The sequence below is a fragment of the Streptomyces atratus genome, assembly GCF_040655115.1.
In the GTDB taxonomy this organism is placed as follows: Bacteria; Actinomycetota; Actinomycetes; order Streptomycetales; family Streptomycetaceae; genus Streptomyces; species Streptomyces atratus_D.
Map to the genome: position 1 here is coordinate 114,913 of NZ_JBFAJH010000005.1, position 24,457 is coordinate 139,369.

Genomic DNA, 24,457 nt, shown 5'->3' on the forward strand with positions numbered 1-24,457 from the left:
ATCAGCACGGATACCGATATCCCGCAGGACCGGACGCCATGTCCGGACACCTGTGGCCGGAACACGGACATCATGTTCACCGTGGGGGGAGAGAACGGATGGTGCACAGGGTCGGCTACGCGCCGGGGGTCTACGACCTGTTCCACGTAGGGCACCTGAACATCCTGCGGCACGCCCGCAGCCAGTGCGACTACCTCGTGGCGGGCGTCGTCTCGGACGAGATGGCCGCGCTCGCCAAGGGGCACAGGCCGGTGATCCCGCTGCCGGAGCGGCTGGAGATCGTCCGCAGTGTGCGCTATGTGGACGCAGCTTTCGTCGAGACCGTGCCCGACAAGGTCGAAACGTGGCAGCAGGTCAGGTTCGACGTCATCTTCAAGGGGGACGACTGGCGGGGCACGGAGAAAGGGGAACGGCTCGAGCGCGACTTCGCCGAGGTCGGTGTGGAGGTGGTCTACTTCCCGTACACCGTGCACACGTCCAGCACCCAGTTGCGCCGGGCGCTGGACACCCTCGTCAGTCCGCGGCCCGGAGCCCTTTCAGCTCCCTGAACCACTTGCCGAGGAACGCCACCAGGAACAGCGCGTGCACGCCGGCGAGTACGGCATAGCCGATGCGGAACGCGGTCTCGTCGCCGTACAACAGGAACACCAGGCAGAACACCCCGTAGTCCGCGGGGAGCAGTGCCACGGCCCGCACCCGGGACACCGGGGCCGGAGCCGTGGCACGGCCGGCCGGTGCGGGGCGGGCCGCCGCCTTGCCGAGCTGTTCGCGCAGCAGACCGGCGCAGAAGGTGAGCACCGCGACGAACAGAAAGCCCAGCGGCAGCAGGAGCCAGCCCTCGTCGGGCAGCTGCGCAAATCGTTGGAACGCGATCAGGACGGCGGTGTGGACGAGGATCAGCTTGGCGCAGTCCACGACATGGTCCAGCCATTCTCCGTCCGGCCCGCCGCGTCCGGTCAGCCGGGCGAGCTGCCCGTCGGCCGAGTCGAAGGCGAAGCCGACGGCCAGTCCCGCGTACACGGCGAGGGCGAGCCCCCAGGAGGGCCGGACCAGCGCCACCGAGGCGACTGCGGTGAAAGTGAATGCCGCGCTGACCAAGGTGACTTGATTGGGCGTCAGCCCGATCCGGTACGCACCTGCGGCCAGCACCCGCCCGGCCGGGCGGTTCACATACCGCGAGTAGAGCGACACACCCTTTGCGGTCTTCTGTGCGCCGCGCAACTCGCGCAGCACCGTGACTGTGGATCCCATCCGCCCCCCAGCGTCCAGCCGTTCCCGCAGCATCGGCGGAACGCCAGAGCGCCGCGGTCGGAGCCGCATCATGGCACGGAGAACCCCTGTCAGGTGAGCACTCCCCCTGTCCCGCCCCGAAGGCTGTCGGCTCAGGCAGGTGCGGACCCGCACTCCGGGTGGCCCCATCCGTTCGGATGCTTCGCGATCATGTCCTTCTCCGCGTACGGCTTTCCGCAGTGGCAACGCCCGGCGAACTTGGCCCGGATGGTGGCCCCGGTGCGGGCGGGGCGTGCCCCGCCCGCCGTCCTCTTCTTCGCCGCCGCGCCGCCGCTTCGGCTGTCGGAGGCCCTGGCCGGCGCGGGCGTCGGCAGCGGGGAGCCGTGCGCCGTACCGGCCGCCTGTTGCCTCACGGCGGCCTCGCCGGCTGCCTGGTCGGCAAGGGCGTTGAGCGGATCCCCGTCCACCTGATGGGCCGGCACATAGACGAAGCGGACGGTCCGGCCGCTCAGCAGATCGTCGATGCGGACCACCAGCTCCTGGTTGGCCACGGGCTTGCCGGCCGAGGTCTTCCAGCCGTTGCGCTTCCACCCCGGCAGCCACTTCGTCACCGCGTTCATCGCGTACTGCGAGTCCATCCGGACCTCGGTCTCCACGGCCGGGTCCGTGGACTCCAGAAGCGACTGGAGTGCGGTGAGCTCGGCGACGTTGTTCGTCGCGGTGCCCAACGGCCCCGCCTCCCAACGCTGCGGACTCCCCTGGGCATCGGCCACGACCCATGCCCAGGCCGCAGGCCCCGGATTCCCCTTCGATGCCCCGTCACACGCGGCGATGATGCGCTCGTTCATACCCCTGATCATGCCAGCGCCGATCCGGTCCACGGCCCCACGGCCGACCGGTAACGCAGCGTAGCGGTTCGGAATGCGGCGACAGCCGGACGCTGGTTCTCTGAATGAGCCCGCTCTTCCCTACCGTCCTAGGAGTGACGATGAGCGTTGCAGGCGAAACCAGTGGCCGCGCCCAGGAGATGCGCGACAAGGCCCGGCATCTGACCGAGGCCGCGGAGCGCGCGACCGACCCGGAGCAGCGTCAGCGGCTCCAGGAGAAGGCGCGGAAGCTGCAGGAGCAGAGCGAGCAGCTCGGCAACATGGGCTCCGGCGACGTGCGTCGGTCCAAGTAGCAGCCGCACCACGTGAACGGTCGATGGTCTGCCGCTCTTCCATGAGTGAGTGGCAGGCCATCGGCCTCGCTCTCCGTTCGGATATGTTTCAGACCCAGACACGTGCCATTGCTGCGCGCTCCTTCACGTACTCGGGGTGGCGCCGGGTGAAGCGGACCACCGGAACCAGCAGGGCGACGGGGCTGATCCAGTCGAGCCACATACGCCACCGACCTTAGGGAAGCGACCAGTTGGCTCCCCGCCGACAACCCGGGATCGGGTCCGGTCGCCCGGGTCCGCATCCCCGTACGCGTGCCACTGGGTCTGCACGGCAACCGGCTCCCCACCCAGGAGCACACGCTCAGTCCATGACCGGCAGCGTGTAGCGGATCTTCTCCTTGGCCCGGGCGCCGAGGCGGTCGTAGAACCGGATCGCTCCTTCGTTCCACGCGGGAGTCTGCCACTGCACCTCGGCGAGCCCCAACTGCTGTGCCTCGACGGTCATGGCATCCATGAGCAGCGCCCCGAGGCCCAGTCCCCGGTTGCCGTCGCGGAGGAACAGGCAGTCCATGTGGAGGTACTCGCGCCCCTCCCAGGTGGACAGCTCGGGCATGCAGGTCGCGTACCCGACGAGCTCTCCATCGGCCCGCTCCGCCACGAGGCAGCGCAACCGCGGGTCCGGAACGTCGAAGAGGAGCACCGCGAGCCGCTCCGCCAGGCCCGGGGACGGCGGGGCGTCCTTCTCGTACGCGGCGTGCTCGGCCGCGAGTTCGGCGATGCGTGGCAGATCGGCGGGGCGCGCGTGCCGTACGTGGGGAGCGCCGTTCATCGGATACCTCCGGTCATGGTGGTCAGGGCGACCCTCTGGTGGTGCGGCCATCATCCAGGAGCCGCCCCGGCCGCCTCTCGCGGGTCGGGCACGGGCGCGAGGGTGCCGAAACAGCCGACGGACGGTCCGCAGACGCCCGACGGGCGGTGGCACCATGCCGCCCCGACACGCGGACGACGGTGTTCACCCTGGGCCGTGCGGCTCGGTTTCTCCTGGACTCCGGGGACGAGGAGCGCGCGTGGCGGGGCAGTCCGGCACAGCTGGCGGTGCTCGCACGGGCCACCCGGACGGATCCGGCAGAGCGGTTCACCGCGGTGCAGCGGTTTGCTGCCGAATGGCGGACCGTAACCCGTCGAGGTGGACTACTGGAGCAGGCTCTGCGAAGGCGGCGAGGAAGGCCCTTGCGGGTGGCTCAAGGACAAGTACGGCGTGTCGTGGCAGGTCGTGCCGAACATGCTCATCGACTGGATCGGCGACCCCGATCCAGTGAAGACGAGCCGCACCACCGAAGCGATGATGACGATGAAGAAGCTCGACATCGCTGCACTTCAGAAGGTGCACGCGGGTGTCTGAGGTCCACGCGGCGCTTGAGACGGCGCGGTCTCCTCAGGGCTCGGTGGGCTCGGTAACCGCGCGGACCTGCGGTGATCCGAACACCTGGTGCCCGCCGCTGGCCACCATCCGTACCTCACCGAGTTCACTGATCTCCGCACGGACGATTCCCGTCTCGTCCTCGTAGATGGGATAGCCGCCGGCGCCCTCTTTCGCGGTGCGGCGAACGATCACGGTGTCGTCCTCGACGGCGGACGCCTGAAATACCAGCTCGTAACTTTCCGGGTAATCCATGGGGGTCTCCGGACGGGAATCGGCGGCTGCGAGTGTCCTGCCTGCGTCTTCCATTGTCGCCCACAGCGGGGCGCCGTGCCTCAGGGCGGATCGATGCGGAGCCACGGAGTCGGAGGTTTGCCCTGGATACGCGCCGGGCCGGACTCAGCGCCGGACCGTCGAACCGGGCGATTCAGGGCCCGGTGGCTCGCGCCGCGGGCACGATGGACGGGGCCTCGGGAGCAGCGGTCGACGGGTCGTCTTCACAGGCCGTCGGCATCGCTGCCGACGGCTGCGCGTGAATCGCGGGCGGCTACGACGGTCCGGGCGGGCGACTCGGACCGGTCGGCCCCACCGCCACCGCCCGCACCACCCGCAGGGCTCTCGACACCGCGGCCGACGCGCGTCTGCGGACCGCGGGACACCTGGGCGGCCGTCCCGTAGATGTCCGGTTCTACCGACGCTCGACCGAGCCCCGGACGAATGCAGCCTGGCCTGCGTGCTGGAGGTCGTCCGCGATGACGCTGATCAGGCGGACGCCGAGGGTGACCGGCGGCGACCAGGCCTCATCCACGATGCGGTCCAGGGACCTGGCGTCGAGCCCGTGAATGAACTCGACGCTCTGCTCATGGACCGCGTCGTAATAACCGAGCAGCAGTTCGGGCGAGCCCACCCGCACGGACGCGACCTGTTTACTGCTGTGCCCGTACCCGGTGGCTCCCCTCTCGAAAGGCAGATCGAAACGGGAGGCCCAGTCCTGGGAGAACCAGATCTGCTCCACACCGAACGCGTCCGAGACGTGGTCGTCCTGAATCCGAGTGAGGTGCCACACCAGCCATGCGATCGAATTGGCTCCGTCATCGAGCCGAACGTGCAGGTCGTCGACGGAAAGGCCCTCGACCGCCGAGTGCACCGATTCCTGAACCCGTGTGAACGCATCCGTCAGAAGGTCTGCGCTTTTCATGCCACCACCCTCGTCGCTCCCCCATCCGGGCCCTGCCGTCGAGACACGTCGAAAAGCACCGCCGGTCCGGCTTCGGCCGTCCCGTCAGTGCCGTCGGCACCGGCGCCGCCGGCACCGGGTCGCGCATCCACCTCCCCGGTGCGATGCCGCGCTCAGGAAGCCGATTCCCATCCCCAGCATCCAGAAGTCCTTGGCCAGCGGGATGCCGTTCTGCGTCGGTCGCAGACTGCCGGGCTCCCGCATTCCGGGGACACGCAGGTACAGGCCGACCAGCCCCCCGGAGAACCCGGTCAGCGCGAGTCCGGCCAGCGGGGTCGGAACGAAGGGAGCCAGCAGTGTTCCGCCGACCGCGATCTCCGACCAGGCGAGCAGCCGGGTGAAACGCTGGGGGTCCAACTTCTTCAGGAACGGATACGCCACGCAGGCCATGCCGTGCATGCCCACGGCCGTCTCCTCGTCCGCCTTCAGTTTGCTCAACCCGGAGTTCAGGATGAACGCACCAGTGGCCAGGCGCGGGGCGACATCGCGTGTGTCAAGTTTCATGATCATGGGAGCCTCCGTCGATCCGTTGCTCGGCCCCTCGTCGACCATAGCCAGAAGGCGTCGAAGGCGCCTCGCGGAGAGGGCCGGACTCTCGGTGCCGGATCACGCACGCTGTCTCTGTCTGGGGCCCCGTCGCTGTCGCCCCGGCCGCGTGCCGCGCGTTGCGCCCACGGCGTCCAGCGCTTCGGCCGTTCGGCCGTTCGCAGGAAGCGGAGCCCCCGAGGAGAACGATTTGTCCGCCGAGGCGAGACGTTCGAGTTCGGAGGCTCCGCCACCCAGTGGGTACGCCGTGCGCGCCGTCGCGTGAGCCGGAGGCGCCTGCGCACCGGGTGTACGGGCGAGCAGCCCGCCGGTGCGCAGGCGCGATCGACGCGTGCGGTCAGTGCGCGTTCTTGACGAACTCGGTGGTGTAGGTCTTGGCGAGGTCGACCTTGGCGTTCTGCAGGTTCGGGTTGAAGGCCTTCAGCACGCGCTCCACGGTGGCGGGTCCGTCGGCGGGCATGACCCCGTCCGTGGTGAACATCGGCAGCGTGCTCTTGATGGCCTGCGCGTACAGAGCCTTGCCGCCTCCCTGTGCGTAGTCGGCGGGCATCTTGGCCGCGATTTCGTCGGCGCTGTGCGTGGACATCCACTTCAGCGTCTTGACGAAGGCGTTGGCCAGCTTCTGGACGGTCTCCTTGTGGCTGTTGACCCATTCGGTCTGCATGTAGAGGCTGGAGGAGGGGTAGAGCCCGCCGAGCGCCTGCTTGGAGCCTTCGGGGGTGCGCATGTCGATGAGAATCTTGCCGAGCTTCTTGTCCAGGATGGTGGCGACCGTCGGGTCCGTGGTCATGCCGCCCTGGATGGAGCCCTGCTGGAGGGCGGAGATGAATGTCTGCCCCGCTCCGACCGCCACGGGCGTGAATTCGCTCGTCTTCACATCGTTGCTCACGGCAAGGTACTTCGTCAGGAAGTCGGTCGAGGAGCCGATGCCCGTCACTCCGAGCTTCTTGCCCTTGAAGTCCTTCGCCGACTTGATGTCGTCCGCCGCCTGGTTGGAGACGATCTCGACTTCGCCGGGAGCCTGTGAGAACTGGACGACCGACTGGACCTGCTTGCCCTTCACCTGAAGGTCCAGGGTGTGGTCGTAGAAGCCGACGGTGCCCTGTACATCACCGGAGACCAGGGCCGTCTCGGCCTGGACGCCCGCGGGCTCGGTCAGAAGCTGGACCGACACTCCTTCGTCCTTGAAGTAGCCCAGGCGCTCGGTGAGCATCGCGGGCAGGTAGATGACCTTGTCGAGGCCCCCCACCATGATCTTGACCTTGACGTCCTTGTCGCCGGAGGCGGAAGTGGAGTCTCCGCCACACGCGGTCAGAGTGGTCAGGGCGAGTGCGCCTGCGACGGCGGCGGCCGAGATCCGGGTGTATCTACGCATCAGTTTCACGTCCTTGTGAAGAAACAATGGGTTGGCGGGAGATGTCAGCGCGCGGTGTCGGCGTCAGCGGGTTTCCAGCGGAAAAGCCGCTTCTCGAGGAAGGTCAACAACCCTTCGGCCAGCAGCGCGACGATCGCCAGGATGACCATGGCGGCATAGACGCCGGCGGCGTTGAAGGTGCCCTGGGAGGCGGCGACCAGCAGTCCGAGGCCCTTGGTGGCGCCGATGTACTCACCGACGATGGCGCCGATGAGCGCGAAGCCGAAGCTCACGTGCAGGCTGGTGAAGATCCACGACGTGGCCGAGGGGATGACCACCTGGAGGGTGACCTGACGGTTGCTGGCGCCCAGGATGCGGGAATTGGCAACAAGGTTGCGGTCCACCTCCCTGGCGCCCTGGAAGGCGTTGAAGAAGACGGGGAAGAACACGAGGACGACCGCGGAGGCCACCTTCGATGCGGGGCCGAGGCCGAACCAGATCAGGAAGATCGGGGCGAGCACGATACGCGGCAGGGCGTTGAGCACCTTGATGTACGGGCCGAGGACATCGGCGGCGAAGCGGATGCGACCCAGCGCGATACCGAGCAGCACACCGGCGATCACACCGATGATCCAGCCGAGCAGTGCTTCGTAGAGCGTGTACCAGATCTGCTCCCACAGGGAGCCCTGGGCCGTGCCGTCGACGACCCAGGTACGGATCTGATCCCAGATCTTCGACGGCATGGAGAAGTTGAACGGGTCGATGACCGCGGTCCTGGCCAGCCACTCCCACAGCCCGATGACCGCGAAGAGCAGTGCGATCCGGCTGCCGAGCACCAGGAGCCTGCGGTTGCGGGTGGCCCGCGCTCTGGCCTGGGTCCGCTCGGTCTTGGTCACGGCGGCGCTCGCGGTGATGGATTCAGGCGGCATGGAGAGCGCCCCTCTCGCGGGTGATGCGAACCTCTTCGCCGAGCGAGGACCAGATCTCCCGGTAGATCTCGAGGAACCGGGGCTCCAGACGCACCTGTTCGACCTTGCGCGGGCGGGGCAGGTCTATCTCGAAGACCTCCTTGACGGTGGCCGGTCCCGCAGTCATGACCACGACTTTGTCGGCCAGCGCTATGGACTCCTCCAGGTCATGGGTGACGAAGACGACGGAGGCGCCGGTCCCGGCCCACAACTCCAGCAGTTCGTCCGACATCAGGGCCCGGGTCTGCACATCGAGTGCGGAGAAGGGCTCGTCCATGAGCAGGATCTCGGGATCATTGACGAACGTGGCCGCGAGCGCGACACGCTTGCGCTGACCGCCGGACAGCTGGTGGGGATAGCGGTCCTCGAAGGAGGACAGGCCGACCCGGGCGAGCCACTCCCGGGCGCGTTCCTTCGCCTCGGGCTTCGGCACCCCCCGGAAGCGGGGACCTGCCATCACGTTGGAGAGCACGGTGCGCCAGGGGAAGACCGCATCCTGCTGGAAGACGAAGCCGACCTTGTCGCCGATGCCGCGCACCGGCTCACCGGCCACCAGCACCTCGCCCTCGGTGGGCTCCTCCAGGCCGCTGACCAGGGTCAGCGTGGTCGACTTGCCGCATCCGGTCGGTCCCACCACGGCAACGAACTCACCGCGCCCGATCGTGAGGTCCAGATCTCGTACGGCGGTGTGGAGCGCCCCCGACGGTGTCCGGAACGCTTTGCTCGCGCCCCGCAGCTCGATGGCGGGGCTCGTTTCGCTGTTCATGAGGCGGGACGCTAGGTGCGTCCTGGGCACGGCGGCACCCTTGCGCTCACAACTCCCGCTTCTGCCCATAACCTGCGGTTCTGCTCGTTCTGCTCACGCTCGCAGAACGAAAGCGCAACGAGGGCTAGTCAGAGGCGGCGGCGACGTTTACGTTGCGTTAACACAAGGCAAAACGGATCTTCGGGTTCCAGGCTGGCGGAAGGCAGAGGGTGAACGCATGCGGATTCACTGGCCCCGCCGTGTCTTCGCGCAGGTCCTGCTCACTCAGGTGGCCATCACGACCGGGGTGGTCATGCTCGTCACCGGACTCTTCCTCGCCCCGCTCAGCCACCAGCTGGACGACCAGGCGATGCGTCAGGCCCTGTCCATCGCCGAGACCACTGCCGCCGAACCCGGGCTGGTGCTCCACCTGACGAGCACCGAGCCCAGCCCCAGCGGACCGGTACAGGCCGAAGCGGAACGGATCCGGCGGGCCACCGGCGCTCTCTACATCGTGGTCATGGACACCCGCGGGGTCCGCTGGTCGCACACCGACACCCGACAGATCGGCAAGCACGTCTCCACCGATCCCAGCACGGCCCTGGCCGGCCGGGAAATCATGCAGATCGACGACGGAACCCTGGGCCGCTCCGCGCGCGCGAAGGTCCCCCTCCGCAACAGGCGCGGGACCATCGTCGGTGCCGTCTCGGTGGGCATTGCCTACGACAGCGTCCGCGAGCGGCTGCTCGGAACCATTCCCGGACTTCTGCTCTACGCGGGGGCTGCCCTCGCCGCGGGTGTGCTGGCTGCCCTGGCCGTCTCACGACGCCTGCAGCGCAGCACGCATGGACTGGCCTTCGCCGACATCTCGGCGCTGCTGGACGAGCGCGAGGCCATGCTGCACAGCATCCGCGAAGCAGTTCTCGCCCTCGACGCCCGGGGGCGGATCCGGCTGCTGAACGACGAGGCGCAGCGTCTGCTGGAGCTGACGCCGGACGCCGTCGGACGTGCTCTGAGCGAGGTGCTGCCGCCGGGCCGTGCGGCAGAGGTGCTGACGGGGCAGGTCGACGGCGCGGACCTGCTCACCGTGTGCAGGGGACGCGTGCTCGTCGCCAACCGCATGCCGACCGGTGACGGCGGGGCTGTGGTCACCCTGCGCGATCGCACCGAATTGGAGCTGCTCGGCCGCGAACTGGACTCCACGCACGGCCTTCTCGACGCGCTCCGCGCCCAGGACCACGAGCACGCCAACCGGCTCCACACCCTGCTCGGGCTGCTGGAACTCGGGAGGCACGACGCGGCGGTGGAGTTCGTCGCGGAGGTGGCCCATGGTCACCGGGCGTCGGCGGAGCAGGTCGCGGAACGCGTCAATGACCCTCTGCTGTCTTCGCTGCTGGTGGGCAAGTCGGCCATCGCCGCAGAGCGGGGCGCGTCGTTGCGCATCTCCCCCAGCACCCTGCTCCCCGACGTGGTGGTGGACCCGCGCGATCTGGTGACCGTCCTGGGCAACCTGATCGACAACGCACTGGACGTCGCTTCAGCCATCGAGGTCGAACTCTTCGCGGAGGGCACCACAGCGGTCCTGCGGGTGAGCGACAACGGTCCGGGCGTAGCACCCGACCTGCGCGAACAGATTTTCACCGAGGGCTGGTCCACCAAGGAGTCCCCCGCGCACCGGGGTCGTGGGCTCGGCCTGGCACTGGTACGCCGTCTCGCGGAACGTTACGGCGGCGTGGCCCGCGTCAGCGCCAGGGCCGGCGGTGGCGCGGTCTTCACCGTCGTCCTGCCCGAGACACTCGCCGTCCGGCAGCTGACCGAAGTGGGAGAGTTTCAATGATCGACGTCCTGGTGGTGGACGACGACTTCCGTGTGGCCGAGATCAACGCGGCGTACGTGGCCAAGGTGCCCGGCTTCCGTGTCGTCTCCCGCGCCCACACCGCCACGCAGGCACTGTCCGTGCTGGAGCGCGAGCATGTCGACCTCGTACTGCTCGATCACTATCTTCCGGACGAGACGGGACTGACGCTCGTACGGCGACTGCGCCAACGCGGCCACACGGCAGACGTGATCATGGTGACGGCCGCCCGGGATGTCACGACTGTGCAGACCGCCATGCGCTACGGCGCCCTGCAGTATCTGGTCAAGCCCTTCAGTTTCAGCGGTCTGCGGTCCAAGCTGGAGAGCTACACCGCCCTGCGCCGCACCCTCGAAGGCGTGGGCAGCGGCCGGGGCGAGGCCGGGCAGGAGCAGGTCGACCAGATCTTCGGGGCGCTTCGCACCCCGCAGGCCGTTCCTGCGGCCGGCCTGCCCAAGGGACACTCCGCGCCCACCGCCGACGTCATCCGCCACGTCCTGTCGGCAGCCGACGAACCGCTGTCGGCACACGAGGTCGCTGTCCGCGCCGGGTTGAGCCGCTCCACTGCCCAGCGATACCTCAAGTATCTGGAGAGCGCGGGTCGCATCAGCCTCAGTCTCAAGTACGGCGACACGGGCCGACCGGAACACCGCTACGCATGGACCAGGACGAGCTGAGGACCGTGAGGCGCTGAGGCATCCGGCACCATCAGCAGCGCTCGGCCCGGCTGTGGCGTTGACGGAGATCACGCCCGACCGACCGCCGGACGCAATGGGTCGGCCCAGGCGATGCAGGAGCCCGGAGATCGAGCCCACCGGTCATACGGGCAGTCGCGGCACGCTGTCGACCAGGCGACGTGTGTACGGGTGCGCGGGAGCACCCAGCACCTGCCCGGTTTCGCCCTGTTCGACAATGCGGCCGCTCTCCAGGACGGCGGTGCGTTCGCACAGCGAGGCCACCACCGACAAGTCGTGGGAGACCATGACGAGCGTGAGGCCCTGTTCCTGCTTCAACTCGTTCAGCAGGTCGACGACTTTGACGCGGGTCGTGACGTCGAGTGCGCTGACGGGCTCGTCGGCGAGCAGCACCCGCGGGTCGCACACGGTCGCGCGGGCAATCGCGATGCGCTGGCGCTGGCCGCCGGAGAACTCGTGCGGATAGCGCTCGGCGGCGTCGGCCGGAAGTCCGACCCGCTTCAGGGCCTCGGCCACCTTGGGCGCGGCCGTGCTCCGGCTGTCGATACCGAGGGATCGCAGTGGTTCGGACACGATGCTGCCGACGCGGCGACGCGGGTCCAGCGACGAGTACGGATCCTGGAAGACGCACTGCACGCTGCGCCGGAAACGTCGCATCTGCTCGTGGTCGCGCGGTTTCAGCTCGTCGCCGTCGAACCGGACGGTGCCGGAGGTTGCCCGGGCGAGTCCGAGCAGCAGCCGCAGCAGAGTCGTCTTGCCCGCTCCCGATTCGCCGACGAGGGCGAGGCTGTGCCCGGTCTCGACGGTGAAGGAGATGTCCTCGACGACGGGCGCGGTGTGTCCGCGGTAGGCGAAGGAGGCTCCGTCCAGTTCCAGTACGGGCGTCATCACGCGTTCCTCAGGTCAAGAGCCGATTCCAGCTGCCGCGCGCTTGCCACCAGCGCCTTGGTGTACTCCTCACGCGGCTCCCGCACGATCGTGCGGACGTCGCCCTCCTCCACGGCGCGGCCGTCCTTCATCACCACGACGCGATCGGTGACCTTCGAGACGACCGCGAGGTCGTGGCTGACGAAGAGGACGGCCATGTCCCGTTCCCGTACGAGGGTGTCGAGCAGGTCGAGCATGTCGGACTGCACGGTGACGTCGAGTGCGGTGGTCGGCTCGTCCGCGATGAGCAGCTTCGGGTCGCATGCCAGTGCCATGGCGAGTGCGACGCGCTGCCGCTGACCGCCGGAGATTTCGTGCGGGAAGGCGCGGGCGATGCGGTCGGGCTCGGGCAGCCGCACCTGCTCCAGCGCGTCCACGACGGCCCGCTCCAGCTCGGCCCTCCTCAGCCCTCGCCTTCTGCCCAGCGGTTCGGCGATCTGCCTGCCGACACGCATCAGCGGGTCGAGTGCGGTGAGCGGCTCCTGGAAGACGATGGCGGCGTCCCGGCCACGCACACCCGTGAGCTGTTTCTCGCTCGCGCCCACGATCTGGGTGCCGGCGAGTTCGACGCCGCCGGTGGCCGTCATGCCGTCGGGCAGCAGGCCGAGCACGGCGAGGGTGGTCAGCGACTTCCCGGAACCCGACTCTCCGATGAGGCCGAGCCGTTCGCCGGGGGCGATGGTCAGCGAGAGGCCGTCGACGAGCGTGCGCCCGTCGGCCGTACGGATCCCGAGGTCGCGCACGTCGAGGATGTTCATGCGCGCCTCCGTCGGGCCGCCGGGTCGAGGGTGTCGCGCAGTCCGTCGGCGATGAGGTTCACGCCGATGACGAGCAGGACGAGCAGGATGCCGGGCGCCAGCGCGCCGGCCGGGGCCGTGGTGAAGGTGGCCTGTGCCTCCTGGAGCATGCGGCCCCACGAGGCGTTGGGCGGTGGCGCTCCCAGACCCAGGTAGGACAGGCCCGCCTCGGCCAGCACCGCGAGCCCGAACTGGAGGGCCAGGTTCACCACGAGCGTCGGCCAGATGTTGGGCAGCACATGCCCGGCCACGATCCGCGGCCACGAGGTGCCCGACGTGCGCGCGGCCGTGATGTAGTCCTGCGCCAGGACCCGCTTGACCAGGATCCGCACGAGCCGTCCCACGACCGCGCTCTGCGCGAGGCCGATCGCCAGCACGGCCGACCCCAAGGTGGCCGAGTGGGCGGCGACGATGAGCATCGCCAGCAGCAGCGTCGGAAAGGCGATCAGGATGTCGAGGAACGCGGAGAGCGTGTCGTCCAGCCAGCCCTGGGCGAACGCGGCCAGCACCCCCAGCGTGACGCCGACCGCGGCCGCGATGAGAACCGAGCCCAGGCCTGCCTCGAAAGCGACCCGGGAGCCGGTCATCAGCTGGGTGAACAGATCACGGCCCAGCTTGTCGGTGCCCAGCAGATGTCCCGCGCCGGGGCCCGTGAGCCGTCCGCCGGACGTGTCGTCGGCGGCGTACGGGACCCAGAGGGCCGAGACCAGCGCGAGCAGAGCGATCAGGCCGGCCAGTACGCATCCGACGCTCAAGGTGTACGAGCGCGTCGTCGACTGCTTCACCGGTTACCTCCCGAGAGCCTGCCGCGCAGCCGCGGATCGATGATCCGCTGAACGAAGTCGGCCGCGAAGCCGATGATGAGCACCGCGAGCGTGGAGACGAACAGCACGCCCTGGATCACCGGATAGTCGTGCTGTGCGATGCCGGTCGCGAGAAGGGAGCCGAGGCCGGGGAGCGCGTACACGGACTCCACGACCACCGCGCCCAGCAGCGTGGACGCCAACTCGATGCCGAGGATCGAGATCACCGGTACCGAGGCGTTGCGCAGCCCGTGCCGCCACATGGCCTGTCCGAACGACGAGCCCAGGGCTCGCGCGGTGCGGAGATAGTCGCTGTCCAGTACGTCGAGGGTGGCCGACCTGACGTAGCGGATCAGTGAGGCGCTCATCACGAGCGCGATGGTGATGACGGGCAGGGCGAGTGAACGGATCGCCTCGGCCGGCTGCGACCAGCCGTCCTGCGGGAAGCCGCCCGCGGGAAGCCAGCCGGCGTTCAGCGCGAAGACGGCTATCAGGATCATCCCGAGCCAGAACACGGGGACGGCGATGCCCAGTTGGGAGACCCCGCTGAGCAACGCGCCGTACCAGGTCCTGCGCCGGTGCGCCGCCACGAAGCCGACCGGGACGGCGATGAGGACCGCCAGGACGAATGCGGTGAGCGTGAGCGGGATGGTGACGTTCAGCCGCGAGCCGACCTCGGGCCCCACCGGCAGCGAGCTGACGAACGACGTACCGAGGTCACCGCTCGCCAACTGCCCGATCCAGTGGACGAACTGTTCGGGCAGCGGTTTGTCGGAACCGATGGAGTGCCGCGCCGCCGCTATCTGCTCGGGGCTGGCGCCCACCGAGGTGAGTGCGTTGGCGGGGTCGCCGGGCAGCATCCGCAGCAGCACGAACAGGACCACGCTCGCGAGCGCCAGCGATACCAGCAGGAAGGCGAGACGGCGCAGGAGATACCGTGCCATCAGCCCTTCTCGATGTCGTAGGCGAAGAACTGCGAGTTGAGGCCGTTGACCGGGTACCCCGAGAGCTTGCTGTTCGCCACGACGATCTGCGGGTACAGGTACAGCCAGTCGCTGGCCGCGTCCTCGGCGGTCCGGCGGTTGACCTTCTTCAGCAGTTCGGTCTGCTCAGCCGTGCCGGAGGCCTGCTCGGCCTCTTCGACCCACTTCGTGACCTGCTTGTTGTCGTAGCCCCAGTAGAAGTCGGGGTTGCCGTACCAGACCAGATCGCGGTCGTTGACGTGTTCCTGGAGCGTGGCCGTGAAGTCGTGGTTCTTGTAGACCTTCGTGTACCACTCGTCCGGCGTGATGGTGTTGATCTCGACGGTGACGCCGACCTTGGCGAGCTGGGACTTGATGAAGGTCGCCGCGGTCGGGTGCGGGTCGTAGTTCGGGGTGTCGAGGGTGAAGGTGAAGCCGTTCTTGTATCCGGCTTCGGCGAGCAGCTTCTTGGCACGCGCGGTGTCGTAGCCGTTGACCTTGGTGAGGTCCTCGTACCAGGGGTCGGTGGGCGGCACCATCGAGCCGATGACCTTGCCGTAGCCGCCCCAGACCGACTCCAGGAGCTTCTTGTCGTCGATGGCGGCCGAGACGGCCTGGCGAACCTTGACGTCCGTGAACGGCTTGGCCTTGTCGTTGAAGGCGAGCAGCAGCTTGGTCGTCGAATTGCCGTCGTTGACCTTGTAGTTCTGGTTGCTCTTGAACTGGTCGAGGGCGTCGGGCGACTGCTCGCTCGTGACGACGTCCACGGCGTTGGTCAGGAGCGCGTTGTTCAGAGCGGTCGCGTCCTTGTAGTAGTGGAAGACGACCTGCTTGTTCTTGGCAGCGTCGCCCCAGTAGCCGTCGAACCGGTCGAGGCTGAGAGCGGAGCCGTGGGTCCACTTGTTCAGCTGGTACGGGCCGGTGCCGTCCTCGCTCGTCTTGAGGCCCTCCGCTGCGGAGTTGATGATCCACACGTAGGAGAGGTTGTAGACGAAGGAGATCGACTTCTTGGACAGCTGGACCTTCACCGTGCGCGCGTCCGGTGTCTCGAGGGACTTGATGACCTCGAGATTGCTCTTGCGGGCGGACTGCGAGTCCTTGGCGATCACCTTCTCCAGGCTGTACTTGACGTCCTGGCTGGTGAGCTTCTTGCCGCTGTGGAACTTCACGCCGTCGCGCAGGGTGAAGGTGTACGTGAGTCCGTCATCGCTGACCTTGTAGTCCTGGGCGAGCAGGTTCTCGACCTTGCCGGCGTCGGTGAGCTTGAACAGCCCTTCGTACACGTTGCCGTTGAGCGCCTCGGTGACGCCCTGACCGCCGCCCGCGGTGTTGTCGAGATTCTGCGGCTCGTAGAGCGAACCGATGTTGACGGTGGCGTTCTTGTCGTACGCCCCTGCGGAAGCACCGCCCCCGTTGGAGCCACCGCCGCAGGCGGTGAGGGTCAGGGCGAGGGCAGCGGCGGTGGCGCCACCGTACAGGGAGGTCTTCTTGATGCTCATGAGGAGTACGCGCTTTCGTGCTGCGAGACGGGAGTACGGGGGGGTGATCAGTGCTGCGCGAGGAAGCCGTCGCGGAAGACGGGGCGCTTCTCGCCGGCCTCGACGGGCAGGTGGAAACGGTTCTGCCGCGGCGGCATCGGACAGTTGTACTGGTCGGAGAATCCGCAGGGCGGCACGAAGGCGCGGTTGAAGTCGAGAAGAACCCGGCCCTCGCCGACGTGGGTGACGAAGAGGAAGCGCCCGGCGCCGTAGGTGGTGTCGCCATTGGTGGGGTCACCGAAGACGAGCAGCAGGGTGCCGTCGTCGTCGAAGGCGCTCAGCGTGTAGTCCCGGCCGTCCAGGGTGAGCACGATGTCTCCCGGCACGGCGAGGTCACGGGTGCCGCCGTTGTCCCGGATGTGCTCGAACCCGACCCGACGGGCACCGGGCACCGGGGTGTACGACGCCTCCAGCACCCAGGCCGGGTCGTACGGGAAGGCATCGGTGCGATCGAAGTTCTGGATCGCGGGTGACCGCGCGTCCCAGAAGCGCAGTCCGTGCTCGGGCTCGCCGGTGACGAAGTCGGTGCGCTCGACTGTGGTGACGGTCACAGTCTCCGGCTGTCCTGCGCGGGCCGCATCGAGGTCAGGACGCTCACCGGCGGAAGCCCAGCGGGTCTCGACGAGGGCGAGGTTCCCCGCGGGCGAAGTGACCGAGCGGCGCCGCTCGGCGCGCCAGGCCTCCCAGTCCGCGGCGGGGTCGGTCGGCTGATCCGGGGCGGCGGCGTGGGACACGGCTTGACTCATTCGCGTAGACGATCGTCGGCTGCCACACATCGAATGTCACGTTGTGTGAAGTTCAGCCCAAAGGACCTTCTTTATCTTTCATAAGGCGAACTAATGTCAAGTCGGACTGCATCGTGAGACCGGGGCGGGAGACGCAGGCCAGGCCCGGCCACCGGAGGCAGGCGCCGAATCCGAACCGCTTGCGACACCGCCGCCGGCCTCCCGGCCCGACCGAATCGACAGCACACGTGCACTGAGGGTGACCGGAGCCCCGTCTTCGTCGATGCCGAACGTGTTTACCGCCACTACCGGTTCGCCGCCCGGTGCGCATCTCGTAACCGCCCGGATCGGCCCCCACCGGGCCTGTGGACACCTGGGAGCGCTGCTCGGCATGCGGCGTGCGGCCTGCCGGAGCACGCTGGTCGTGAGGCTGCTTGTCCCCCGACCGGCAGCCGGCCAGAAAAAGGGGTGACAGCGATGTTCGCGAGGCTGAGCACCTATCAGGGTTCACCGGTTCCCGCAGAGGGAGACCTGACCGCGAACTGGGAAGCGATTCTCGCGCAGATCCGGGAGGACTCCGGCTTCCGCGGCGTGTACTACCTCGTCGACCGAGCCTCCGGGAAGACCAAGTCCCTGACGCTGTGGGACGACGAGCAGGCCATGCGGGCCAGCGAGGACCGGGCCACCCGGCTCCGCGAGGAAGTCGCACACAGGGAAGGCCAACGGGTTGTCTCCGTCGAGCGCTTCGAGGTGGGATTCGGTCACGTGGAGCCATAGAGATCGGCGCTCCGGATGGTGACCGTGCCGCCCAGTCGCCGGACCGGCATCACGGGCAACGGCCCATGACGGGTTGTACAAGCACCTGAATCCGTGCCCGATCGCGGCCTGTTCGGGAACCGCCACGTCGCCGACGCATCCGGGGAGCGGTGCTGAGCCATTCGTGTTGTGATCGATAGCAGGGGGCGACGCTGTCGAGGACGGAGGAAATCATGGCTGCCAAGCTGCGAGCGCGAGACATCATGTCCAGTGGCGTGCAGTGCGTCGGTGCGCACCAGTCGCTGTTCGATGTGGCGAAGATGATGCGCGATCTGAACGTCGGTTGTCTGCCCATCTGCGGCGACAACAACAGGCTCACCGGCTTGATCACCGATCGTGACATCGTCATCAAGTGCTGCGCCGAAGGCATCGACCCTGCGACCGTGCAGGCCGGGTCCCTCAGTGGCAAGGTCCACTGGATCGATGCCGAAGCGGACGCCTCCGAGGTCCTGACGACCATGGAGGAGCATCAGATCAAGCGGCTGCCGGTGATCGACGTCCAGAGCGGCCACCGCCTGGTCGGCATGATCACGGAAGCCAATCTCGCGAAGAACCTGAGCGACGAACAGATCGCTGAATTCGCGAGCCGCGTGTACGCGATATCTCAGGCCTCCGGTCAGTCCGCACTCTGAGGTGTCCGCTCCGTCGCGCCGATCCCCGTCCCTGCTCAGTGGTGGTAAGAGCCGAAGGTGGCGGCGGCGAGCACGGAGCCGTCGGCGGTGAACAGGCGGACGCCGGTGACCGGCGCCGTGCCGACGGGGTAGGGCGCGCCCCAGGCGCCGTAGCCCTCCTTGCTGAGCGCGAAGGAACCGACCTGGACGGTGGAGCCGTCGGCCCGCCGTAGCTCGCACCGGACGGTGCCGGAGTGTCCGCCGGCGTCCACCGTCATGTACAGCCAGGGCGAGTGCCCCGTGTAGAGGTAGACCTGCCCGAGCGACCGGCCCCCGTGGGCGAGTTGGGCAGTGAGCAGCTGAGGCTGCACCGGGGAGACGATCGGCGCGACCGGGGCCGGACGACCGGCGTATGCGCCGAGCACCCAACCGCCTCCGCCAAGGGCAAGACCCGCCGCGGCTGCCGCTGCGGCGAGGGCGAAGCGCCGCCACCGCACGCGCCGCAGTGGCCGTCGCCCGGAAGACAGCCCCAGCCGGTCCATCACCCTGTCCTCGAAGCCGACCGGCGGTTCGCTTCCCGGGACAAGACCCAGCAGCGCGTCCGCCGTGGCCACCAGCTCGTGGACGTATTCGCGGCAGGCGGGACAGTGCTCCAGGTGGTCCATCGCCCCGGCCCGCTCCTTGGCAGGCAGAACGCCGAGCGCCAGCTCCGCACCGATCTCCCGGAGCTGCTCACAGGTGAATCCACGGGGCTCAGTCATCGTGGTTCGCCTGCTTGGTCGCGAGGGATGCGCGGAGCTTGCCCATGGCTGCCCTGATCCGGGTCTTGGCGGTACCGAGCGGGATCTTCTCGAAATCGGCGACCTGCTGAGCTGTCAATCCGTAGATGCCGGCCATCACCAGCGCACGTGCCTGATCGCGCGGCAGCGCGGCAACCGCTCGACGCAGTTCCGCTGCGGTTTCGGCGGAGAGCGCCTGCCGCTCCGGCGTGCTGGTGACGGTCTCCATCATGTTCTCCAGGTCTGCGAGGTCGACTGGAGTGGCCTTGCGGGCGCGTACGGCGTCAATCGCAAGGTTATGCGCGATGGCCGCCAGCCAGGTGGGCACCGATCCCCGGCGCGGGTCGTAGACCTGAGCGTGCCGGCAGGCGCGCTCGAAGGTCTGCTGGGCGATGTCCTCGGCGAGCTGGATGTCACCGACCACTGCGACGGCCACGCCGAAGACCCGACGCTGGAACCGCCGGACGAAAGCCACGGCGATCTCGGGATCGCCGGTCATGAGGCCGGCCAGCAGCGCTTCGTCGGGCACCCGCTCCAGGGGAATGCCAATCCTGCGCATACTCCCTACGTAACACGAGCCCCCAGGGATTGCCTCCGCCGGGCGGCCCTCGGCGCTGCCGAAGAACCGGCACGGAGCCGACCCGAACCGGGCCGATCATGAACCCTTGGCCCGACAGCACCGTAGGTAATACAGGCACACCCTTACGAACGGCTGTGGCCGACCGGTCCCAGGGCCGGAAGGCATGGCGGGCACCGGGAGCGCGCCCCGGCGTGGCCCCGGTCCGCAGCCCCTGTCAGACGCATGGCGGCATCGGCTGCCCTCAGACCCCTGGAGTCGTGACGACGTCCCGCACGACCCACCTCGCCCTGCGCGGGACGGCAGCGTCGTGCGCCCTGGCCAACGCGGTGATCCACCTCTCGCTGGTCCCTTCCCACCTGGCGGAGAAGCCCTACATCGGCATCCTGTTCCTGGTCGGCAGCGTGGTGCTGCTCGCCGTCGCCGCAGGACTCGCCCTTCAGAGGCAGCCGCTCGGCGCATGGCTGATCGGGGCGGTGACCAGCATCGGCATGATCATCGGATTCCTGCTGTCCCGCACCGTCGGGTTGCCGGGCTATCACGAATCCGACTGGGAGCCTCCGTACGGCGTCCTGTCCCTGGTGGTGGAAGGCATCTTCGTTCTCACCTTCCTGGCCTGGCTCCGAGCGAGCGGCGCCGGGCAGGTTGTGGATCTGCGGCCCCGAGAACATCCCCGCATGAAGGCTCCGTCGGCACGGTTGCCGTAAACAGGAATGCAGCCCCGTTTGCTGCGCCTCCGGCGCCTTCGCGGACTCCGCTCGCGCACTTGGCGCCCGGTCCTGGCCGCCGGGTGCGTTGCCGGTCTCCGCACCGCTCCTGTCCGCGCCCATCAAGCGGGTCGAGCCGACCGACGGTGAAGAAGATGGGCGGATATTTGCCCCTTTGCGAAGTTGTTACCTGTGCGGGTGGTGCGTCCCCGAACGCGGTCGTAGCGTCGATACCGGAACAATCGTCGAGTAGGGCCAGCAGCGCCATCCGGCGTCCGCTCCGGTTTCGCGGATCGCAGCCCGGGGCGGGCCAGGCGCACGCGCAAGGCCAGATGGACTCGGAGAGACGGCTGGGGAGCGGACATGCAGAGACACAAGCTGAAGGCAGCGGTACTGATCTGTGCCGCGGCATCGCTGACAACAGCGATCGCACCGGCATCCGCTTCCACAGGGGCACGGTCACCCGCTGACGCGGTGATCGTCGACTGCTTCTCGCATCCTCAAGTACGCCCGCACGAGTTCTTGATTGCCTGTGGGGATGGCAACAGCATCCTCACCGCACTCCGGTGGTCGGATTGGAAGCCGAATTTCGCCGTGGGCAGCGGGCTCAACGTAGTGAACGACTGCCGGCCGTTCTGCGCCGAGGGCACGTTCCACCCCTATCCCGTGACCGTCAGACTCGACCGCCCGGAGCCTCTGACGAAGCATTCTCACCAACGGCACTACACCCAACTCCACCTCGTCTTCACCGACAGCAGGCCGTCGCAGATGCCGAAACAAGTGACGTACCGGCTCTGGTCCTGACGGTTCACCCATCCCTTGGTCGACATCGGCCATGGCGCCCCTCGGACATACTCCGAGGGGCGCCGTCCCGTTTCAGCGACGCGCTCCCTCTGCACCGGCGTCCACCGGGCGTCACCCTCCGAATCGGCACCCCGGTACGCGATCGCAATTCGTGCGGCACCTGGACGAGCGCACGCCTTCTCCCTGCGCCCCAGCGACAAGCCCATCGGCGTCGACACCACCGATAGGCCGCGCCCGACCGCGCCTGCGCGGCCTGGAGCATCCGCTCGAAGCGGCCGTCCTTCACCCGGCGGCGAAGCGCGGGTGCGATGCGGCCCCGCACCGCTCGGCCACACTGCGGCGATCCCGTAAGCGGCTGTCCGCCGTGTCAGACGGCCGCCGACGGAGCGATGTGACGCCGCTGCCGAGGCAGAGTCGCATCGAGGGCGGCGGCGAGTTCGGAAATCGTGGGCCTGGCAGCCGGATCGGGCCGCAGACAGCTGTCGATGGCCGTGGCGAGGTCACGCGGGAGGCGTCGGCGGGACCTGATCGCCGGAGCAGGTTCTTCAAGCTGCGGATACCGGTCGTCCTGGCCGCCCGTGTCGTCGCCGCCATCGGTCCCGTCCGTGGTGACGCCGACGTCGAACAGCGCTTCGCCGACGGCGACTTCGTACAACGTGACGCCGATGCCCCACACGTCGGCCGCGGCCGACAGCGGCCCGCCGCACGCCTGCTCGGGAGCCATGTAGCAGAAGGTGCCGACGCCCGGAGGGGCGAGTCCGGGCGGTCGTGCGACGCTCAGGTCGAGCACTTTGGCGTGCCCGCAGTCGACCACGACATTGGACGGCTTGAGGTCCAGATGCAGTAGGCCGTGACCGTGGAGATAGTGCGTCGCGGAACACAGGTGCACGCCGAGGAGGGCCACGTCCTCTGCGGGCGGCCGCCGACGCAACCGGCCGATGAGGTGGTCCAGAGTTTCGCCGGTCAGCGTTTCCAGCACGACGAGCGGCTCGGGCGACTCGAAGATCTCGTACGCGCGGACCAGGTGCGGATGCGTGAATGTCCGGAGCCAACGACCCTCTCGCAACAGCCGGTCGCGCAGCTGCTCCTCGTGGCGGTGGTCGGGGCGCAGCAGCTTCACGACGCATCGGCAGTCCCGCTCCTCGCTCCAGGCGTCGTAGATGTCGAGCCAGCCGGTCCGGGTCAGGTGCGTCAGGACCTCGTACCCCGGCGCCGGTTTCGTTCCGGACGCGAGGGGCGGAACCGGTTGGGCCGTGGCGCAGTTCATGAGAGAACCTTCCGCACGGGTGGGGAACCGGCGAGGGCGGGGCCGGTCACTCCGTTCAGCCGGTGAAGCCGGGCGTAGGTCCCGTCGCGCAGGAGCAGGTCTTCGTGCGTGCCGCGCTCGACGACCCGGCCCTGGTCGAGCACCACGGTGGAGGTGGCGTCGCGGACGGTGAGCAGATTGTGCGAGATGACGACGGTGGTCCGCCCGGCCATGAGCCTACGCAGCGGTTCCATGATCCGGCGGCCCGACTGGGCGTCCAGGCCGGTGGTCGGTTCGTCCAGGATCAGTACGGGCGCGTCCCTGATCATCGCGCGGGCGATCGCGAGGCGCTGGGCCTGCCCGCCGGACAGCGTGCGGCCGCGCTGGCCCACTACGGTGTCGTAGCCCTCGGGAAGCAGCTGGATGAAGTCATGGGCGTCGGCGGCGCGGGCCGCCGCGACGATGTCCGCCTCTGCCGCGTCCGGGCGGCCGTAGGCAATGTTCTCCCGTACGGTGCCGTGGAAGACGAGCGTCTCCTGCAGTACCACCGCGACGTTCTCGCGGAGCTCGGACAGCCGCAGGTCCCTGAGGTCGGTGCCGTCGAGGATTACGGACCCCTGATCCGGGTCGTAGAAGCGCAGTTGCAACTTGCCGACCGTGGATTTTCCGGCACCGCTCGCGCCGACCAGTGCCAGCGTCGTGCCGGGCTCCACGTGGAACGACACGTGGGACAGCGCCCACCGGGACGTACCCGGATAGCGGAAGGAGACGTCACGGAACTCGATGTCGCCCCGGGCGCGCCCGATCCGCAGGGCGTCGACGGCTTCGACGACCTGGGGACGCTGGTCCAGCAACTCGATGATCCGCTCGGCGGAGGCCGACGCCGCGTAAAACGTGTTGGCGAGGTGGGACAGGTCGCGGATCGGACTGTAGAGACTGCTCAGCAGCGCAAGGAAGACCAGCAGCCCGCCCAGCGTGAGCTGTCCCTGCGCCAGTTTCCACGTGCCCAGGCCCATGACGGCCAACGCGCCGGTCAGCTCGATGACCTCGACGACAGGGCTGTAGACAGCACGGATGCGTGCCGCGGCCATCGCCGCACGGAACTTGCCCACGCCCTCACGTTCGAACCGGCGTTCCTCGGACTCCTGCCGGTTGTACGCCTGCACCAGCGCGATGTTGCCGAGCGACTCCTCGGCGATCGCGCTGATCGAACCGCTGCGTCGCCGCCGCTCCCGCGATGCGGCCTTGATCAGCCGGGAGAAGCGCCGGGCCGCGCACCAGAAAAGCGGCACGATGACGAGCGCGAGGAGGGTCAGATCCCACCGCAGGTAGAACAGCAGACCGAGGAAGACGCCCAACCGGATCACGTAGTAGAGGCCGTCCGCCACCCCCGAAAGGAGGAACGTCTCGACAGCGTCGACATCGCCCGTGATACGCGACAGCACGTCCCCGAGCCGTCGCCGTTCGAAGAACCCGAGCGACAGGCCCTGGACGTGCCGGAACACATCCGACCGGAGGGCCAGCAGGAAGTGCTCGCTGACCCAGGTGGACGTCACGTCGTCGGCGAACTCCAGAACGCCGGAGAAGATGATGAGCCCTGTGTATGCCAGGGCGATCCAGAGGAAGGGACGCAGATCGCGTGGAACGAGGACGTCGTCCACCACGATCTTGAAGAGCCAGATCTCGGCCGCGTCGACCATGGGTCCGATCATGCTGAAGACGAGTATCGGAATGAGCCAGCGCCGGCCACCGCGCGTGTAGGGCCAGAAGCGCCGGAACGCGTCGCGTGGGGCGACCGGCGGCGCGGCGGCGACGACCGCGTCGGGATCATCGGCCACCGACAGCAGGCGCCGCAGAACATGAAGCGAGACACGCCTCATAGACGCGTTCCTCACGGTCGCCGGCTGGGCGGGCCAAGAGCCATGGCCCGCTCAGCCGTCCTGTGGGGTCACCGGT

At 68.4% G+C, this 24,457-nt stretch carries 27 protein-coding genes and 1 pseudogene; 9 read left to right on the forward strand and 19 right to left on the reverse strand.

The annotated features are described in order from the left end of the window. Window positions 1-98 precede the first annotated feature (98 nt). Window positions 99-548, forward strand: a complete 450-nt coding sequence (locus tag AB0I23_RS08925) for an adenylyltransferase/cytidyltransferase family protein (RefSeq protein ID WP_359108220.1) — start codon at window positions 99-101, stop codon at window positions 546-548. On the opposite strand, the gene AB0I23_RS08930 is transcribed toward AB0I23_RS08925, so the two are convergent. Together AB0I23_RS08930 and AB0I23_RS08935 are read right to left on the reverse strand one after the other, a co-directional pair. After that, window positions 514-1,251 (reverse strand): CDP-alcohol phosphatidyltransferase family protein, encoded by a 738-nt coding sequence (locus tag AB0I23_RS08930; RefSeq protein ID WP_359108221.1) that lies wholly within the window; start codon window positions 1,249-1,251, stop codon window positions 514-516. The genes AB0I23_RS08925 and AB0I23_RS08930 overlap by 35 nt on opposite strands. Window positions 1,252-1,382: 131 nt before the next feature. Beyond that, window positions 1,383-2,078, reverse strand: a complete 696-nt coding sequence (locus AB0I23_RS08935; protein WP_359108223.1) for a ribonuclease H family protein — start codon at window positions 2,076-2,078, stop codon at window positions 1,383-1,385. A gap of 140 nt (window positions 2,079-2,218) precedes the next feature. Here AB0I23_RS08935 and AB0I23_RS08940 point away from each other — a divergent pair, with 140 nt between their 5' ends. Further along, window positions 2,219-2,410: a DUF6381 family protein gene (locus AB0I23_RS08940; RefSeq protein ID WP_359108225.1), complete on the forward strand. Its 192-nt coding sequence runs from the start codon at window positions 2,219-2,221 to the stop codon at window positions 2,408-2,410. Between the two features lie 340 nt (window positions 2,411-2,750). Here the strand turns inward: AB0I23_RS08940 and AB0I23_RS08945 are convergent, their stop codons facing one another. Further along, complete coding sequence (locus AB0I23_RS08945) at window positions 2,751-3,218, reverse strand: GNAT family N-acetyltransferase (RefSeq protein ID WP_359108227.1); 468 nt, start codon at window positions 3,216-3,218, stop codon at window positions 2,751-2,753. 354 nt (window positions 3,219-3,572) lie between these two features. Between AB0I23_RS08945 and AB0I23_RS08950 the strand changes: the two are divergent. Next, window positions 3,573-3,791 (forward strand): annotated as a pseudogene (locus AB0I23_RS08950) (VOC family protein); the annotation flags it as partial. Window positions 3,792-3,824: 33 nt separating this feature from the next. Here the strand turns inward: AB0I23_RS08950 and AB0I23_RS08955 are convergent. From AB0I23_RS08955 to AB0I23_RS08980, 6 genes are all read right to left on the reverse strand, one after another. After that, entirely contained in the window at window positions 3,825-4,064 is a 240-nt protein-coding gene (locus AB0I23_RS08955; RefSeq protein WP_359108229.1) for a DUF6296 family protein, read from the reverse strand. A gap of 433 nt (window positions 4,065-4,497) precedes the next feature. Further along, a complete protein-coding gene (locus AB0I23_RS08960) occupies window positions 4,498-5,007 on the reverse strand; it encodes a mycothiol transferase (protein WP_359108231.1) in 510 nt (169 codons plus the stop codon). An 84-nt stretch (window positions 5,008-5,091) separates the two neighbouring features. Next, window positions 5,092-5,556, reverse strand: a complete 465-nt coding sequence (locus AB0I23_RS08965) for a hypothetical protein (RefSeq protein WP_359108233.1) — start codon at window positions 5,554-5,556, stop codon at window positions 5,092-5,094. Between the two features lie 373 nt (window positions 5,557-5,929). After that, window positions 5,930-6,967, reverse strand: coding sequence for an ABC transporter substrate-binding protein (locus AB0I23_RS08970; RefSeq protein WP_359108235.1), 1,038 nt, complete (start codon window positions 6,965-6,967; stop codon window positions 5,930-5,932). A 44-nt stretch (window positions 6,968-7,011) separates the two neighbouring features. After that, entirely contained in the window at window positions 7,012-7,875 is an 864-nt protein-coding gene (locus AB0I23_RS08975) for an ABC transporter permease (RefSeq protein WP_359108237.1), read from the reverse strand. Then, complete coding sequence (locus AB0I23_RS08980) at window positions 7,865-8,680, reverse strand: ABC transporter ATP-binding protein (RefSeq protein WP_359108239.1); 816 nt, start codon at window positions 8,678-8,680, stop codon at window positions 7,865-7,867. The genes AB0I23_RS08975 and AB0I23_RS08980 overlap by 11 nt, the downstream gene beginning before the upstream one ends. 217 nt (window positions 8,681-8,897) lie before the next feature. On the opposite strand from AB0I23_RS08980, the gene AB0I23_RS08985 reads away from it, so the two are divergent. Further along, window positions 8,898-10,496, forward strand: a complete 1,599-nt coding sequence (locus tag AB0I23_RS08985) for a sensor histidine kinase (protein ID WP_359108241.1) — start codon at window positions 8,898-8,900, stop codon at window positions 10,494-10,496. Further along, a complete protein-coding gene (locus AB0I23_RS08990) occupies window positions 10,493-11,191 on the forward strand; it encodes a response regulator (protein WP_359108243.1) in 699 nt (232 codons plus the stop codon). Before AB0I23_RS08985 ends, AB0I23_RS08990 begins: the two co-directional genes overlap by 4 nt. 141 nt (window positions 11,192-11,332) lie before the next feature. On the opposite strand, the gene AB0I23_RS08995 is transcribed toward AB0I23_RS08990, so the two are convergent. From AB0I23_RS08995 to AB0I23_RS09020, 6 genes are read right to left on the reverse strand one after another with little or no spacing between them, the layout of a single operon-like run. Next, window positions 11,333-12,097, reverse strand: coding sequence for an ABC transporter ATP-binding protein (locus AB0I23_RS08995; RefSeq protein ID WP_359108245.1), 765 nt, complete (start codon window positions 12,095-12,097; stop codon window positions 11,333-11,335). Next, entirely contained in the window at window positions 12,097-12,894 is a 798-nt protein-coding gene (locus AB0I23_RS09000; protein ID WP_359108247.1) for an ABC transporter ATP-binding protein, read from the reverse strand. Before AB0I23_RS09000 ends, AB0I23_RS08995 begins: the two co-directional genes overlap by 1 nt. After that, window positions 12,891-13,718, reverse strand: a complete 828-nt coding sequence (locus tag AB0I23_RS09005; RefSeq protein ID WP_359108249.1) for an ABC transporter permease — start codon at window positions 13,716-13,718, stop codon at window positions 12,891-12,893. Before AB0I23_RS09005 ends, AB0I23_RS09000 begins: the two co-directional genes overlap by 4 nt. Continuing rightward, window positions 13,715-14,680: an ABC transporter permease gene (locus tag AB0I23_RS09010; protein ID WP_359108251.1), complete on the reverse strand. Its 966-nt coding sequence runs from the start codon at window positions 14,678-14,680 to the stop codon at window positions 13,715-13,717. The genes AB0I23_RS09005 and AB0I23_RS09010 overlap by 4 nt, the downstream gene beginning before the upstream one ends. After that, entirely contained in the window at window positions 14,680-16,197 is a 1,518-nt protein-coding gene (locus tag AB0I23_RS09015; protein WP_359108253.1) for an ABC transporter substrate-binding protein, read from the reverse strand. Before AB0I23_RS09015 ends, AB0I23_RS09010 begins: the two co-directional genes overlap by 1 nt. Window positions 16,198-16,244: 47 nt before the next feature. Beyond that, on the reverse strand, window positions 16,245-16,982 hold the full coding sequence (locus tag AB0I23_RS09020; protein ID WP_359108255.1) for a DUF1684 domain-containing protein: 738 nt from the start codon (window positions 16,980-16,982) through the stop codon (window positions 16,245-16,247). Window positions 16,983-17,438: 456 nt separating this feature from the next. Between AB0I23_RS09020 and AB0I23_RS09025 the strand changes: the two genes are divergently transcribed. Continuing rightward, complete coding sequence (locus AB0I23_RS09025) at window positions 17,439-17,738, forward strand: hypothetical protein (RefSeq protein ID WP_359108257.1); 300 nt, start codon at window positions 17,439-17,441, stop codon at window positions 17,736-17,738. 212 nt (window positions 17,739-17,950) lie between these two features. Then, window positions 17,951-18,409: a CBS domain-containing protein gene (locus AB0I23_RS09030; protein WP_359108259.1), complete on the forward strand. Its 459-nt coding sequence runs from the start codon at window positions 17,951-17,953 to the stop codon at window positions 18,407-18,409. A gap of 35 nt (window positions 18,410-18,444) precedes the next feature. Here AB0I23_RS09030 and AB0I23_RS09035 read toward each other — a convergent pair whose 3' ends face one another. Continuing rightward, window positions 18,445-19,149, reverse strand: coding sequence for an anti-sigma factor family protein (locus AB0I23_RS09035; protein WP_359108261.1), 705 nt, complete (start codon window positions 19,147-19,149; stop codon window positions 18,445-18,447). After that, window positions 19,142-19,726 carry an RNA polymerase sigma factor gene (locus AB0I23_RS09040; protein WP_359108263.1) on the reverse strand — a complete coding sequence of 195 codons (585 nt, stop codon included), beginning with the start codon at window positions 19,724-19,726 and terminating at the stop codon, window positions 19,142-19,144. Before AB0I23_RS09040 ends, AB0I23_RS09035 begins: the two co-directional genes overlap by 8 nt. 278 nt (window positions 19,727-20,004) lie before the next feature. Between AB0I23_RS09040 and AB0I23_RS09045 the strand changes: the two genes are divergently transcribed. Then, window positions 20,005-20,451 carry a hypothetical protein gene (locus tag AB0I23_RS09045; RefSeq protein WP_359108264.1) on the forward strand — a complete coding sequence of 149 codons (447 nt, stop codon included), beginning with the start codon at window positions 20,005-20,007 and terminating at the stop codon, window positions 20,449-20,451. Between the two features lie 363 nt (window positions 20,452-20,814). Further along, window positions 20,815-21,255, forward strand: a complete 441-nt coding sequence (locus AB0I23_RS09050; RefSeq protein ID WP_359108266.1) for a hypothetical protein — start codon at window positions 20,815-20,817, stop codon at window positions 21,253-21,255. Window positions 21,256-21,622: 367 nt separating this feature from the next. Here the strand turns inward: AB0I23_RS09050 and AB0I23_RS09055 are convergent, their stop codons facing one another. Both AB0I23_RS09055 and AB0I23_RS09060 read right to left on the reverse strand, forming a co-directional pair. Next, the gene (locus AB0I23_RS09055; RefSeq protein ID WP_359108268.1) at window positions 21,623-22,522 is read right to left on the reverse strand and encodes a serine/threonine-protein kinase; all 900 of its coding nucleotides are present in this window, start codon (window positions 22,520-22,522) and stop codon (window positions 21,623-21,625) included. Next, complete coding sequence (locus AB0I23_RS09060) at window positions 22,519-24,381, reverse strand: ABC transporter ATP-binding protein (RefSeq protein ID WP_359108270.1); 1,863 nt, start codon at window positions 24,379-24,381, stop codon at window positions 22,519-22,521. Before AB0I23_RS09060 ends, AB0I23_RS09055 begins: the two co-directional genes overlap by 4 nt. Window positions 24,382-24,457: the final 76 nt, after the last annotated feature.